The sequence below is a fragment of the Ensifer sp. EB106-03-01-XG145 genome (assembly GCF_058792075.1).
The window spans coordinates 1-14,847 of sequence record NZ_JBYTEC010000050.1 but is presented as its reverse complement, the minus strand read 5'-3'; the positions used below and the strand labels follow the sequence as shown (position 1 = coordinate 14,847).

Sequence of the window (14,847 nt, the reverse complement as noted above, 5' to 3'; positions counted from 1 at the left end):
TCTTGGCCGGTCTGGGGTGAACTGGTTTGGTGAGAACAGGTGTAGCCGACCGGGTTGTGCTACTGAATTGCAATAATGCTTTCGATTGAATTGCGTAAAATGAAACAAAGGTTGGGTTGGTGAGCCCCGAACTCCGTCCATTGATCTCTCGGATGCCAGGGCTGGCGGGTCGCGGTTGCTCGCTGGTCCTGGCCCTTGGATGCCGGGGCAAGTCCAGAGAGGCACCCGCGCAACGTCCCATCTGATCAAACCGGGTGAATCATGTCACGCGCATAGGCAAGTCCGATCCCGTATCCGCCCGCATGCGCTTCTACGATCGCTCGGGCACCATCGTAGGTCTCCTTGCGCGTCCAGTCCCGCTGAAGCTCGAGGAGAAACTGCAGCCAGGACGTCATCGTCGCGCCTGCCTTCTCCATCCTTCGCAGCGCAAGGGCGTGGCTCTCCGCGGTGATGCCGCCGCATGTGTCGGCTACGACGAAGACCTCATAACCATCAGCAAGCGCGGAAAGAACGGGGAAGGAGACGCATGCTTCGGTCAAGAGACCGGAGACGACGAGCTTGCGGCGGCCGGTTTTGGCGACCGCGTCACGAACGCCGTCGTCCTCCCAGGCATTCATGTTGCGCCGCTCGATCACCGGAACGTCCGGGATGACGCTCCTGATCATCGGCATCAGGGGGCCGCTATAGACCTTGGATGCGGAGGTCGACACGACGATCGGCAGGTTGAAGACGCGCGCAGTTTTGGCAAGAGCCACTGTGTTTCCGACCAGCAACTGGCGATCGCCGGATCCCACGCCGAAGGCGAGTCCAGCCTGCTGGTCGACGATCAGGAGCAATGGCTCGTCGGGTGTCAGAAGGGGAATGGGCGTCATTTCTTTTACTCCAGGGAATAGCTGACAGCTGGAAAAGATAGCGGTCCGGCTTGCCGGCGGCTTGAACGCAAAGGCGGCATTTTGCCGAAAGCACTTGGATTTGCTCGGCTGTGACCGCGTTCGTCGACGCACGCCCACGCGATCAGGCGCATGGCCGCTTCCCGCTTCGCTGCGCAAGATCAAACCCGCACTTCGCGCGTGGTCTTTGGGGCGAGCCACGTCTTGCCCCGGCGATATGGCTAGTGCTGTCCCCGCGATGGCCTTGGCGTGCGCCGCGTGCATGCGAATCCGGGTCTTCACGGGAAGCAAACCTCTGTTTGAGTCCCCGATAAAAAAGGACTCCTTCATGCTCTTGACATTGTGCAATCGATTGCGCTAAAGAACATGCAATCGATTGCACAGCTGGAGAGATCCCATGGACGCGGCAGAGACGAAGGCTAGGCCCACCCACGTTATCGAAAATCAGGCGGAGGTGACGGGAGTGGTGCTCGACGCGATGTCGCGAGCGACCAACGTCCGCCTCAGGGAAATCATGGAATCGCTCGTCAAGCATCTGCATGCCTTCGCCCGCGAAGTTCGCCTCAGCGAGGATGAATTCGAGCAGGGGATCGATTTCCTCAACCGGATAGGGCAGGCGACCAACGACGCTCACAATGAGGGCGTGCTGTTCTCCGATGCGCTCGGCTTTTCCACCCTGGTCTGCCTGCTGAACAATGGCCAGAACGGCGCGACGGAAACCGCCGCGGCGTTGCTCGGGCCCTTCTGGCGGATGCATTCGCCGTCGACCGAAAACGGTGGTTCGATCATCCGCTCGCAGACGCCCGGCCCGGCCCTCTTCGCTGAATGCCGCATCACCGATCCCGACGGCAAGCCGATCGAAGGCGTCGAGATCGACGTCTGGCAGGCGTCTCCGGCCGGCCTTTACGAGAACCAGGACCCGGACCAGGCAAACATGAACCTGCGCGGCAAATTCCGGACCGATGCGCAGGGTCGCATTTCTTTCCGCTCGGTGAAGCCCGCGGGCTATCCGGTGCCGACCGACGGGCCGGTGGGCGAGTTGCTGCGCGCGCAACTCCGCCATCCCTACCGCCCGGCGCACCTGCATTTCCTCTGCTTCAAGCCGGGCTACAAAACCCTCATCACCCAGATATTCGTCGATGACGACGAGCATCTGGAAAGCGATGTGGTGTTCGGCGTCACCCGCCACCTGATCGGCGATTTCACGCAAGGCGCCGGCGCGCCGCCGGCTGCTGATGTGACCGGCCCATGGTACCGGCTTGCCTATGAATTCGTGATGGAATGCGGCGAAGCCAAGCTTCCGGCTCCGCCGATCCGCTGACCCCAACATAAGAAAACGGATGTATCTCATGTCGAACACAGAACAGCTGAAACGCGAAACCTATCCCCGTTCGCTCGAAGGCAAGGTTGCACTCGTCGTCGGTGGCGCCGGCGCCATCGGCGCCGCAACCAGCCGCATGCTCAAAGCGGCAGGAGCGACGATCGTCGTCACGCATATGGACACGGAGCGTGATACGCTGGCGGCCGAAGCGTTGATCAAGGAACTCGGCGCGCCTCACGCCGCCTATGTGGCGAATGTCGTCGACACGGCTTCACTCATCGCGCTTCGCACGACGCTTGATCAGAAACACGGCCGCCTCGACATCCTGGTCAATGCCGCCGGTTTCACCAAGCCCGTCCCGCATGCCGACCTCGATGGGCTCACCGACGAACTCATCGACCTCATGTTGCAAGTCAACTGGCGCGGCCAGTTCGCGACCATCCGTACCTTTGCGCCGCTGCTGAAGGCATCTGGCGACGGACTGGTCGTGTCGATCTCCTCGATCGCCTCCTTCACCGCTGTCGGTTCGTCCATCGCCTATTGCGCGGCGAAGGCCGGCATCGACGTCATGACCAAGGCTTTGGCGCGGGCGCTTGCGCCGGAAATCCGGGTGCTGGCGGTCTCGCCGGGCGTCGTCGATACGGAATTTGTTCCGGGCCGCGGCGCCGACTTTAACGACAAGGTCAAGGCCTCGACGCCGCTGAAGCGCATCGGCACCGCCGAAGACATTGCCGCGGCGATCACCGCCTGCGCCACGATGCTCCGCTACTCTACCGGGCATATCATCCAAGTCGACGGCGGCCGGGCGCTCTAGAGCGCCGTGCGTTCAGACGAACGCACAAAGGACGCTCTAGCACTTTGATTCTAGAGCATCTTTCCGCTTCGAGTGATTCCACTTGAGAGCGGGATGCTCTAGCCAGGTAAACGGGAGGAAACCATGACACGCGCACCGCTGTCGAAAGTGTTCATCACCTGCGCGATCACCGGCAATATTACCCAGTCGGAGCAGACGCCGCATTTGCCGATCACGCCAAAGCAGATTGCCGATTCCGCGCTGGAAGCGGCAGATGCCGGGGCGGCTATCGTCCATATCCACGTCCGCGATCCCAAGACCGGGCGGCCGTCGATGGAACTCGATCTTTACCGCGAGGTGCTCGATCGCATCCGTGCGAAGAATTCCGAGCTGATCATCAACCTGACAACGGGGCCGGGCGGCCGCTTCGTACCGTCAGAGCATGATCCGAAGATCGCGGGCGAGGGCACGACGCTGATGGTGCCGGAGCGCCGCGTCGAGCATATCGTCGCGCTGAAACCCGATATCTGCACGCTCGATCTCAACACTATGAATTCGGGCGGACAGGTGGTCATCAACACGCCGGCCAATATCCGCCGCATGGCGAAGGTGATCGCTGACGCCGGCGTCAAGCCAGAGATCGAGCTGTTCGATTCCGGCGATATCGCCCTGCTTCATGACCTGATCGCCGACGGCACGTTTAAGGGACCGCTCCTGACTTCCTTCGTGATGGGCGTGAAGTACGGTTTCCAGCCGTCGCCGGAGACCGTGCTCTATGCCCGCGGGCTGCTGCCGGCCGACGCCGCCTTCACCGCCATCGGCATCGGCCGCTCGGCCTTCCAGATGGTCGCCCAGTCCTATCTGGCCGGCGGCCATGTCCGGGTCGGGCTCGAAGACGCCGTCTATATCGAACGCGGCGTACTTGCGCCCTCCAATGCGGCCCTCGTCGAGAAAGCGCGCCGCATCGCCGAAGATCTGGGGGCCCAGATCGCCAATCCATCCGAAGCGCGCCGCATTCTCGGCTTGCGCGAAGCTGCGTGACAGGAGGTCTTGATGATGAACAACGAAGATTTGAACATTAAAGCGGCATCGACGGTGCGGGGCCTGCGTCTCCATGCCAAGGCGCCGAGCTACGACGCGATCGAGCTCCCCATCGAGACGCATCCGCTGCGGTCTCTTCGGCCAGGCGAGGTGCTCGTCGAAATCCATGCGGCGGCCGTCAATCCCTCCGATGCCAAGGCGGCAACGGGCCTGATGCCCTATGCGGTGTTTCCGCGAACGCCTGGCCGCGATTTCGCGGGCCAGGTGGTGGCGGGGCCCCAGGAGCTGATTGGAAAGCGAGTCTTCGGTTCGTCCGGTGACCTCGGCATCCGGCTGGACGGTGCGCAGGCGAGCCACATGATCGTCGAGGCCGACGCAGTCGTCGAAGTTCCCGACGGCATCGACATCAAGGCGGCCGCAGGGATCGGCGTGCCCTTCGTCACGGCCTGGCAGGGTCTGCAACGGGCCGGATTGCCCGCAGCCGGCGAGACCGTGCTCATTCTCGGCCTCAACGGCAAGGTCGGGCAGGCGGCGGCCCAGATCGTAACCTGGCGAGGGGCGCGCGTCATCGGCGTCGTGCGCCGGGACGAGGCCTATCAGGGGCACGCCAATGCGCCGATCGAGGTCATTGCCGCCGACAAGACGGATGTGCCGGCGCGAGTTCGCGAACTGACCGACGGAAAGGGCGCCGATATCGTCTACAACACGGTCGGCGACCCGTTCTACGAGATCGGCCAGAAGTCGCTTGCGGTGCGGGGCCGGGCGATCTTCATCTCGGCGATCGACCGTTTCGTCAACTTTGACTTGCTTGCCTTCTACAAGGGGCAGCACACCTATGTCGGCATCGACACGATTTCGCTGAACTCGGTCGAGACGGGCGCGATCCTCAAACAAATGGCGCCGGGCTTTGCCGCCGGCAAGCTCAAGCCGTTTCCCATTGTAGAAACCGCGATCTATTCGTTCGAGAACGCCCACGAAGCCTATCAGGCCGTCATGGCGTCCTCGCGCGACCGCATCGTGCTCGTTCCGGGAGCGTGAGGCCGTGCACGTGGTCAAGTTCACGGACGCTCCGTCCTACCGGGCGCCGGGCCACGACAAGATGAGGATGGTTCGCCTGCAGGGTCTCGAGGCCGGGCCGTCCGATACGGCCTGGCTCGGAGTGTCGACGTTGGAGCCCGGCGGCGGCACGACCCTTAGCAGTTCGCCCGTCGAAAAACTCTACGTCGTTCTCGACGGCAAGGTCACGGTTTCGAACGGCAACGAGGAGGTCGTTTTGGAGCCATGGGATTCCTGCCGCATTGCACCGGCGGAAAGCCGGAAGCTCTCTAATGCGACGGACCGGCCGGCAATGATCCTCTTGGTGATGCCGACGACCCAGCCGCCGTAAGGCAAGCGGCCGCTATCTCGAAAATTCGATGCCAGTTCACGTGACGGGTTGCCCGTCGCGGCAATCCTGCTCGTTCCGAAGGGAGGACCTTTCATGACGCATGCTTCCACCACGCCAAAGCCGCGCAAGCCTTGGTATCAGATACTCTACATACAGGTTCTGATCGGCATCGCGATCGCGATCGTCTTTGGTCATTTCTGGCCCGAAACGGCCATCGAGATGAAGCCCCTTGGGGACACCTTCATCAAATTGATTAAGATGGTGATCGCGCTCGTCATCTTCTGTACCGTGGTCTCGGGCATTGCGGGCATGAACGACCTGAAGAAGGTCGGCCGCGTCGGCGGCAAGGCCCTTCTCTATTTCGAGGTCGTCTCGACTCTGGCGCTCGCCATCGGCATGGTGATCGGTAACGTGTTCACGCCCGGCGCCGGCTTCAACGCCGACCCCGCCACCCTCGATGCCGACGCCGTCAATGTCTATGCCGGCAAGGCGGCGGAGCAATCCGTCACCGAATTCCTCATGAACATCGTGCCGAAGACCGTGGTCGACGCTTTCGCGCAGGGCGATATCCTGCCCGTCGTGCTGATCTCGGTTCTGTTCGGCTATGTCCTGTCGCATCTCGGCGATCGCGCCAAGCCGATCCGCGATGTCATCGAGGCCGGTTCGCATCTCGTGTTCGGTGCCATCAATGCGATCATGCGCCTCGCCCCCATCGGCGCGTTCGGCGCCATGGCCTTCACCATCGGCAAATACGGCGTGTCGTCGCTCGGACCGCTAGCCTTCCTGATCGGCACCTTCTATCTCACCAGCATCATCTTCGTGCTTGGTGTCCTCGGTCTGATCGCCTGGTGGACCGGGTTCAGCATCATCAAGTTCCTGGCCTATATCAAGGAAGAGATCCTGATCGTGCTCGGCACCTCGTCGTCCGACTCAGCGCTGCCGAGCCTCATGGAAAAGTTGACGAATGCCGGTGTGGCCAAACCCGTCGTCGGTCTGGTCGTGCCGACCGGTTACGTATTCAACACCGACGGGTCGTCCATCTACATGACGCTCGCAGCCCTGTTTGTCGCTCAGGCGACCAATACGGACCTTTCGCTCAGTCAGCAGTTGGCAATCTTCGGGGTCGCCATGCTCACCTCCAAGGGTGCATCGGGCGTCACCGGCGCCTCCTTCATCGCCCTTGTCGGCACGCTTTCGGTGGTGCCGGCAATCCCGGTGGCCGGCATGGCGCTCATCCTCGGCATCGATCGCTTCATGAGCGAGGCACGCGCCCTCGTCAACATGATCGGCAATGGCGTTGCGGCGATCGTCATGGCGAAGTGGGAGGGCGAACTCGATGAGGCCCGTCTCGAGGCGGCGCTTGCCGGCAGCCCGCTCGCCGATACCGAGGCCGTCGACGACCTGGATGTCATTGCGACCCCGGAACTCGCCTCGAAGATCTGACGGCGGTGGGGCCGCGGCGACGGCAGCCCCGCGCACTGGGCCACAGTTACCATGGGAGTGTGAAATGGCCCTCTACGATCTCGAAGACCGCAAGCCGGTGCTGGATGAAGACTTCGGATGGATCGCGCCGGATGCTCAGGTCATCGGCAGGATACGCATCCGAAAGGACGCCAGTGTGTGGTTCGGCGCGGTCCTGCGCGGCGACAACGAACTGATCGACGTCGGCGCCCGCAGCAATGTGCAGGACGGCGCGATCCTCCATACCGATCCGGGTTTTCCCCTGGTGATCGGCGAGGACTGCACCATCGGCCATGGCGTCATCCTGCATGGCTGCACGATCGGAAACGGCTCGCTCATCGGCATGGGGGCGATCGTCATGAATGGCGCTGAGATCGGGGAAGGCTCGCTCGTCGGGGCGGGCGCCATGGTCACGGAAGGCAAGTCGTTCCCGCCCGGCTCGATGATCCTCGGCTCGCCGGCAAAGCTGGTGAAGTCGCTTTCGGCCGAGGAATCCGAACGTCTCAAGGCATCCGCTGGGCGCTACGTCCGCAACGCGATCCGGTATCGCGACCATCTCGCTTCAAACGGCTAGCGGCAGCGCCGCGCATCGACAAGGGAGTACATCCGTGAAGAAGGTAATGAGCAGCGCGACCGAGGCCTTGGCCAGTCGCCTCAAGAACGGCATGACGATCCTCTCGGGTGGCTTCGGCCTGAGCGGCATCCCGGAAGCCCTGATCCTGGCGATCCGCGAATCCGGCGTGACCGGCCTGACCGTGATTTCCAACAATGCCGGCGTCGACGGGATCGGTCTCGGCGTCCTCCTCGACTCGCGCCAGATCCGCAAGATGGTCTCGTCCTATGTCGGCGAGAACAAGACCTTTGCACAGCAGTACCTGTCGGGCGAACTCGAACTGGAGTTCACCCCGCAGGGGACGCTTGCGGAGCGCATCCGCGCCGGCGGGGCCGGCATCCCGGCCTTCTACACGCGCACCGGGGTCGGCACTATCGTCGCAGACGGCAAGGAGACCCGCGAATTCGGCGGCGAGACCTATGTCATGGAAAAGGGGCTGCGCGGTGATCTCGCCATCGTGCATGCCTGGCAGGGCGATAGTGAAGGGAACCTGATCTATCGCTACACTGCCCGCAACTTCAACCCGATGATGGCCACCGCGGCAGACTTCACGGTCGCTGAGGTCGAGCAACTTGTGGCGGCTGGCGACCTGAACCCCGACGGGATCCATACCCCCGGCATCTATGTCGACCGCGTCGTGCATGTCGCCAATCCCGAAAAACGCATCGAACAACGCACGACCAGACCGCGGACCGCGGCTTAGGAGGACTGACCGATGGCATGGACTCGCGATCAGATGGCGGCGCGCGCCGCCAAAGAACTGCAGGACGGTTTCTACGTCAATCTCGGCATCGGCATTCCCACGCTGGTCGCCAATCACATTGCACCCGGCATCAGCGTGCAACTGCAATCCGAGAACGGAATGCTCGGCATGGGGCCGTTCCCCTTCGAGGGCGATGAGGACGGTGACCTGATCAACGCCGGCAAGCAGACCATCACCGCGCTGCCGACGACCAGCTTCTTCTCGTCTGCCGACAGCTTCGCCATGATCCGCGGCGGGCATATCGACATCTCGATCCTCGGCGCCATGGAGGTGGCGGCCAATGGCGATCTCGCCAACTGGATGATCCCGGGCAAGATGGTCAAGGGCATGGGTGGGGCGATGGACCTGGTGGCCGGCGTCAAGCGCGTCGTGGTGGTTATGGAGCATGTCGCAAAGGACAAGACGGGCTCCATTCAACCAAAGCTGGTTCCGCATTGTTCGCTGCCCCTGACGGGCAAGGGCGTCGTCGGTCTCGTCATCACGGACCTCGGCGTCTTCAAGCCGCTGCGCGGCGATGCCGCTGCATTCGAGGTTCTTGAACTTGCCGATGCCGTGACGATCGAAGACGTCAGAGCCACCACCGGCACTGAGATCGTCGTTTCATCGCGGCTCGCCGTGAGCGCCTGACCCGCGCTTGAACTTGCCGGTGTGCAACCGCGACTGCTGCCGCGGTTTTCCAACTTCAAGCGTCGTTAGCGGCAGTCGCTGCCGATCGTATTCATATTGGCGAAGGGAACGAACTGATGTCGTCGAAAAGAATCCACTCCGCAGCCTCGGTGACCGCCGCCGAGGCGCTTGAGTTTCATGCGATGGGGCGTCCCGGCAAATTCGAGATCACGCCGACCAAACCGATGGCGACGCAGCGGGACCTTTCATTGGCCTATTCGCCCGGCGTCGCCGAGCCCGTCAAGGCGATAGCACAAGACCCATCACGCGCCTTCGACTACACGACGCGCGGCAACATGGTGGCCGTGATTTCCAACGGTACGGCCATTCTCGGCCTCGGAAACCTCGGGGCGCTCGCATCGAAGCCTGTGATGGAGGGCAAATCGGTCCTGTTCAAGCGGTTCGCGGACATCGACTCGATTGACCTCGAGGTCGATACGCCGGACCCTGAGCAATTCATCAATTGTGTGCGCTTCCTCGGTCCTTCCTTCGGCGGCATCAATCTCGAGGATATCAAGGCGCCGGACTGTTTCATCATCGAGCAGCGCCTGCGCGAGATAATGGATATCCCGGTCTTCCATGACGATCAGCATGGCACCGCCATCATCGCGACCGCAGGGCTGATCAATGCGCTGCACATCACCGGGCGCGACATGAAGACCACGCGTCTTGTCTGCAATGGGGCAGGTTCGGCGGCGATCGCCTGCGTCGAACTCATCAAGTCCCTCGGGTTTCCGTCGGAAAACGTCATTCTGTGCGATACCAAGGGCGTCGTTTATGAAGGTCGCGCCGAAGGCATGAACCAGTGGAAATCCGCACATGCGGTGAATACGAAGTTGCGCACGCTGGCCGAAGCGATCGACGGCGCCGACGTATTCTTCGGTCTTTCTGCCAAGGGAGCGCTGACGCCGGCCATGGTGCAGTCGATGGCGAAAAACCCGATCATCTTCGCCATGGCAAATCCGGATCCCGAGATCGCGCCGGAGGAAGTCGCAGAAATCCGCGACGATGCCATCATGGCCACGGGCCGGTCGGACTATCCGAACCAGGTCAACAATGTCTTGGGCTTTCCCTATATCTTCCGCGGTGCGCTGGATGTCAGGGCGACGACCATCAATGAGGCCATGAAAGTGGCGGCCGCGCAGGCGCTGGCCGAACTCGCCCGCAAGGACGTGCCCGACGAAGTCGCTGCTGCCTACCAGGGCAACCGGCCGAAGTTCGGCCCCAATTACATCATTCCGGTACCGTTCGACCCGCGTCTCATTTCAGAAATTCCGCTCTCCGTCGCGAAGGCTGCGATGGAGACCGGCGTCGCACGTCGCAACATCGACGATCTGCAAAAATACGCTCAGGAGTTGTCCGCCCGCCGCGATCCGATCGCTTCGACCCTTCAGCGCATCTACGACCGCGTGCGCCTTCAGCCGAAGCGTGTCGTCTTTGCGGAAGGCGAGGAGGAGCGTGTCGTACGCGCGGCAATCGCATTCGTTAATCAGGAGCTCGGAACGGCGATCCTCGTGGGTCGTGAGGATCGCATCCGTGAAACAGCGAACAACGCCGGTCTCGATATTACCAGCAACGCCATCGAGATCACCAATGCGAGGCTCTCGCCTCGCAGCGGGAGCTACGCCCAGCATCTCTACGCGCGGCTACAGCGCAAAGGCTTCCTGCTTCGCGATTGCCAACGCCTCATCAACAATGATCGCAACCACTTTGCGGCCAGTATGCTGGCGCTTGGCGACGCCGACGCCATGGTCACCGGCCTGACGCGCCACTACTCATCCGCTTTGGAGGATATCGGGCGGGTGATCGATCCGCGCCCGGGTCAACGCGTTATCGGCGTCTCGATCGCCCTGAGCCGCGGGCGCAGCGTTATCGTGGCGGACACCTCCATCCATGACTTGCCCAATGCCGAGCAGTTGGCCGACATTGCGGAGGGCGCGGCTGGTTTCGCGCGGCGCATGGGTTACGAACCGCGTGTCGCGATGCTCGCCAACGCGACCTTCGGCCAGCCGCAGAGCGAGCGTTCCGAACGCGTGCAAGAGGCCGTGCGGATCCTCGACATGCGCAAGGTGGACTTCGAGTATGATGGCGAAATGGCAGCCGATGTTGCGCTCGATCATCACCTGATGCAGCAGCAATATCCATTCTGCCGATTGTCAGGTCCGGCCAATGTCCTGGTCATGCCAGCCCTGCACTCAGCTTCGATTTCGACAAAGATCTTGCAGGAACTCGGCGGGTCGACCGTCGTGGGTCCGCTTCTCGTCGGCCTCGACAGATCGGTGCAGATCGTACCGCTCAATGCGCGCGATTCCGACATCGTCAATTTGGCGGCGATCGCCGCCTTTGGAACCGACGGCAGCTGAGCAGATGTCGGCGGCTGCAGCCAGGAGCGCTGCAGCCCGCGATCTGGCTGCAGGCTTTGACGAACGTCAGCCAGGATTGCGCTGCTCGGCCGCCTGCACCGGCGTAAGCGGGGGCTGCTTGCGCCACCGCCCAAGACGGCCTTCGTCGTGACCGGCGGCAAAGAGCTGTTGCATGTAGTTTCGATCAAATTCGCTTTTCGGGCTCAGTGTGAACTGATCCGGGATCGATGCGTAATAAAGCTGACCGCGGGCGGCCGTCGTCTGAATCTGCAGGCGCATCAGATCGGAAATCGCCTGATACTTGATCAACGTTTCGATAGAACGACGGGCGATACCGAGCGCTGTTTCTTCTGTCGTTGCGTACTCGGGCGTCAATCGCCCGTTGCGGATGAGATAGAGTGTTCGCGAGCGGGCATGACCAAAGTAGCGCCTCTCATATCCGGAGAGCTCTATATTGGGAGGGGCGAAGAAGATCTGCGCCACCGTCCCGCCGTCGACATGCAATTCCTGCCTGGCTTGACCGTCCAGCCTTACATCGATCCGAACCGGTGGGAACACCGCAGGTATGGCCGCAGACGCCAACAGGATGTCGATCATGTGCTCTCGACGATCGGCGCGCGCGCTGGCCGCGATCGCGGACAGGTCCCAGACAACAGGACGCTGGGCATCAATGTTGGTGGTTTGGACCAGCAAACGCCGGCCGATGCGGTACTGCGCCGCAATTTCTGCGACCATTTCTTCGGTGAGATAGCGACCGATCAATTGCCGCAACGGCCCATTATCGTAGAGACCACGGCCCATCACGCCGAACAGGCCCAGATTTCTATAGATATCGCGGTCACCATACTGCGTGAAGACTTCACGCAATTCCCGGTCGTGGGACGGCCCAAGGAAGGCAAAGGGAGCCGCCAAGGCGCCTGTGCTGACGCCAGTCACGACCTCGAATTGCGGTCGATTGCCCCTCTCGCTCCAGCCCGTCAGGTATCCGGCGGAAAAAGCGCCGTCGGCGCCTCCGCCCGAAATGGCAAGAAAGTCGACATGATTGACGGCGGTGGACGGGCGACGCCCTGAGCGAGTCGCATCGCGTGTCTGCGTGTACTGTTGCGCAATGAGCGAACGTAGAGTGGGCGTGACCTCGTCTCCCCAGAAGCGGGCAAGGTCCACCTGTTCGATTTGCACAGCCGAAGCCTGTTCTGCCGGAACCGAGATACGCTCAGGCCCGGCGACACATGCCGTCAGTAGACCGGATGCAAAAAGGAGCGGCATGATTGAGGATCGAAAACCCTGAATGCGCGTAAAAATGGTCGCTGACAACGACATCGCCCTCCGATCCCCCATCCTTTTACTCCATCCTTTGCTTGCGCCGATTTCAGTCGCGTTCGCCGCCTTCACGCGGGCTTGCCGGATATAGTCGGCGGCGTATCGTTACGGTGATCGCCAGCAACACTGCGATCAATTCCAAAGCATGGGAGGCGAACGTGCCGCTTGCGAGCACGAGCGCCGCCATGATCAAGAGAAGCCAGTGCATCGAGCCATGTTTGGACGCCCGGTCGCGAACCAGCCAGAGGGCGGTCAGGTACATCGCGATCGGTATGCAAAAGGCGAGCGCGGCAAGCTGTAGCGAAACAGTCCCGTCGCGGGCGACGCTAAGAAACACCGCAAAGCCGGCGGCCGTCGCCGCTCCCGCGGCAAAAAGCAGACAATGTCCGTAGGCCCAGGTCAGAACGGTGCCAAGTTTGCGGCTAAGCAGCTGTTCGTTGCGGTCAAAGTATAGTCCCCACATCGAAAACGCGATGATGGAGCACAGGGCCGCCCACCAGAAATGCCTCAGTTCCGGCGTCGCGGGATCCGAGATAATCAAGGCGATGGCGGCAAAACATTCGCCAAGGACGATGATATTGAACGAGTTGTAGCGATCGATGATGTGACCGTGATGCCAGTTGCTGGCGGTGCCGCGCTCGGCCAGCAGCGGTACGGCCAGCTCGCCAGCGGCGCCGAGCGCAAAGAGCGGAAAGTAAAGCGGCGCTTCAGGGGAAAGTGTGATGATCAGGGTGTTCCAGTAGACCTGCATGCCGCCGATCCCGGCCGCGTAGCGCAGGGCCGCCGGGCGGGCATGCCGATCCCCGTTCGCCGCGCCGAGCCAAAGGGCGATCATGCCCAGTCGCATGATGCTGAAACCGATGAGGACGAGCCAATGCGGTTCATCGCCGAGGCCGCTTCGGATCCCTCCGGCAAGGGTAAGCGATCCGAACATGATGACCATCGTCACCACACGGAAGGCGGCCGACTTGTTGTCATATCCCGAGGCGAACCATGTGTAGTTCGCCCAGGCCAGCCAGGCCATGAAAAAGCTGCACGCAAACCGGACGACGCCGGGCCCGAATTCGCCGGTTTCGATGTCGTGCGCCAGTCCATGGGCGGCGGCGGCCACCGCCACGACGGTGGCAAGATCGAACATCAGTTCGAGTGAGGTTGCGCTGCGGTTGACCTCGTCGCGATCGCGCGGGGGCAGGCTGAAAGCGGCTATCGCGGACAAGGCTGGCCTCCCTTCGATATCACGCTTGGAGGCGGCAAAACGACGGCGGCCATCGTTCAGCCCGGCTTCTTCGTGTCTTGCGGTGAATAGAAAAGGCCGACCAGGAGCAGCAAGAGAGCCGGGAAGAGCATTCCCGCAACGCCCACTGTGACTTGCGCAAACGCGCCGCCAGCACACCCCATCACAAAGCCGAACACCAGAATGATCGACGTCAGCGACTGCCCCCACTCTCCCGGCTTCTCGGTGTAGCCGATGACGCGACGGGCAGCAGCGACTGCGAGGCCGGCAATGTTGCCCGTCATGAGTGAAAACGGTGGGCCGAGCCTTGGGTCGAGACGCTCGATCGCCGTCAGCATCCCCATCGCGACGATGGCGAGAAGGGCGCATGCGGATACTGGCCCGGCATCGAAGATCGCAAGAAGGGCGGCCGTTGCAAACGCGGCCGCGGCGATGATGAGCGTCCAGAATGTCGCGCGCTCGAGAGGCTTGATCCAGGCGACGAGGATGGCGGCCAGGCCCGCGCCCACCATGAAGAGCGGGAAGGTCATGATCTGTAGATCGCGCAAGCCGCCTTTTTCGTGACCGACCAGTCCCAGTCCGAGGAGCACGACATTGCCCGTAACCAGCCCGACGAAAAGGCCGCCCAAGTGAATGAAGAAGAGTGCGTCAGCGAACCCGGAAATGAACGCCAGTGCCAGTGAATTGCTTTTCCCGCGAAGTATGTTCAGCATCGTATGCCGCTACCCCCTATTGCTTGAGCCATGGCGACATTCTCGATTGCAGCGATAACGAAACCGTCGACGCTGGTGTCACCTGGCATGGCGTGAAGCGAGCTCTGATCCCGCGGTGCGCCGATGAAAACGAGTCTTGACAGGACGATGCGGGTCCCTGGTCCGTCTGCGCGACAAACCAGGGGACCCAGTGATGCTCACTTCACCGGGTTGGGGCCGATCGTCTTGCCGTGGCGGACGCGTTCGTCACCCTTGTGAACCATGGTGACGGCGTAATCGATG

At 62.1% G+C, this 14,847-nt stretch carries 14 protein-coding genes and 1 pseudogene; 10 read left to right on the top strand and 5 right to left on the bottom strand.

Annotated elements, in window-relative coordinates:
* Nucleotides 1-245 precede the first annotated feature (245 nt).
* Nucleotides 246-872: a hydrolase gene (locus tag AC3WWH_RS34390; RefSeq protein WP_058325207.1), complete on the bottom strand. Its 627-nt coding sequence runs from the start codon at nt 870-872 to the stop codon at nt 246-248.
* A gap of 415 nt (nt 873-1,287) precedes the next feature.
* Here AC3WWH_RS34390 and AC3WWH_RS34385 point away from each other — a divergent pair, with 415 nt between their 5' ends.
* The 10 genes from AC3WWH_RS34385 to AC3WWH_RS34340 all read left to right on the top strand — a co-directional run bounded on the left by AC3WWH_RS34385 (nt 1,288) and on the right by AC3WWH_RS34340 (nt 11,298).
* Nucleotides 1,288-2,211, top strand: coding sequence for a dioxygenase family protein (locus AC3WWH_RS34385; RefSeq protein WP_058325208.1), 924 nt, complete (start codon nt 1,288-1,290; stop codon nt 2,209-2,211).
* A 28-nt stretch (nt 2,212-2,239) separates the two neighbouring features.
* Nucleotides 2,240-3,025, top strand: coding sequence for an SDR family NAD(P)-dependent oxidoreductase (locus AC3WWH_RS34380; protein ID WP_058325218.1), 786 nt, complete (start codon nt 2,240-2,242; stop codon nt 3,023-3,025).
* A gap of 123 nt (nt 3,026-3,148) precedes the next feature.
* Nucleotides 3,149-4,045: a beta-keto acid cleavage family enzyme gene (locus AC3WWH_RS34375; protein WP_492377605.1), complete on the top strand. Its 897-nt coding sequence runs from the start codon at nt 3,149-3,151 to the stop codon at nt 4,043-4,045.
* 12 nt (nt 4,046-4,057) lie between these two features.
* Entirely contained in the window at nt 4,058-5,083 is a 1,026-nt protein-coding gene (locus AC3WWH_RS34370) for a quinone oxidoreductase family protein (protein WP_492377604.1), read from the top strand.
* Between the two features lie 10 nt (nt 5,084-5,093).
* On the top strand, nt 5,094-5,432 hold the full coding sequence (locus AC3WWH_RS34365) for a cupin domain-containing protein (protein WP_492377603.1): 339 nt from the start codon (nt 5,094-5,096) through the stop codon (nt 5,430-5,432).
* 93 nt (nt 5,433-5,525) lie between these two features.
* Nucleotides 5,526-6,875: a dicarboxylate/amino acid:cation symporter gene (locus AC3WWH_RS34360; RefSeq protein WP_492377602.1), complete on the top strand. Its 1,350-nt coding sequence runs from the start codon at nt 5,526-5,528 to the stop codon at nt 6,873-6,875.
* Nucleotides 6,876-6,939: 64 nt separating this feature from the next.
* The gene (locus tag AC3WWH_RS34355; protein WP_058325212.1) at nt 6,940-7,467 is read left to right on the top strand and encodes a gamma carbonic anhydrase family protein; all 528 of its coding nucleotides are present in this window, start codon (nt 6,940-6,942) and stop codon (nt 7,465-7,467) included.
* Nucleotides 7,468-7,513: 46 nt separating this feature from the next.
* A complete protein-coding gene (locus AC3WWH_RS34350) occupies nt 7,514-8,209 on the top strand; it encodes a CoA transferase subunit A (protein WP_082641245.1) in 696 nt (231 codons plus the stop codon).
* 12 nt (nt 8,210-8,221) lie between these two features.
* Nucleotides 8,222-8,896: a 3-oxoacid CoA-transferase subunit B gene (locus AC3WWH_RS34345; RefSeq protein ID WP_057252202.1), complete on the top strand. Its 675-nt coding sequence runs from the start codon at nt 8,222-8,224 to the stop codon at nt 8,894-8,896.
* 116 nt (nt 8,897-9,012) lie between these two features.
* The gene (locus tag AC3WWH_RS34340; protein ID WP_492377601.1) at nt 9,013-11,298 is read left to right on the top strand and encodes an NADP-dependent malic enzyme; all 2,286 of its coding nucleotides are present in this window, start codon (nt 9,013-9,015) and stop codon (nt 11,296-11,298) included.
* Nucleotides 11,299-11,364: 66 nt separating this feature from the next.
* Here the strand turns inward: AC3WWH_RS34340 and AC3WWH_RS34335 are convergent, their stop codons facing one another.
* From AC3WWH_RS34335 to AC3WWH_RS34320, 4 genes and pseudogenes are all read right to left on the bottom strand, one after another.
* Nucleotides 11,365-12,618 (bottom strand): patatin-like phospholipase family protein, encoded by a 1,254-nt coding sequence (locus AC3WWH_RS34335; RefSeq protein WP_058325215.1) that lies wholly within the window; start codon nt 12,616-12,618, stop codon nt 11,365-11,367.
* Between the two features lie 49 nt (nt 12,619-12,667).
* Complete coding sequence (locus AC3WWH_RS34330) at nt 12,668-13,834, bottom strand: low temperature requirement protein A (protein WP_058325216.1); 1,167 nt, start codon at nt 13,832-13,834, stop codon at nt 12,668-12,670.
* Nucleotides 13,835-13,890: 56 nt separating this feature from the next.
* Entirely contained in the window at nt 13,891-14,565 is a 675-nt protein-coding gene (locus AC3WWH_RS34325) for a DUF1275 family protein (RefSeq protein WP_492377600.1), read from the bottom strand.
* Nucleotides 14,566-14,762: 197 nt separating this feature from the next.
* Nucleotides 14,763-14,847 (bottom strand): annotated as a pseudogene (locus tag AC3WWH_RS34320) (hydrolase); the annotation flags it as partial.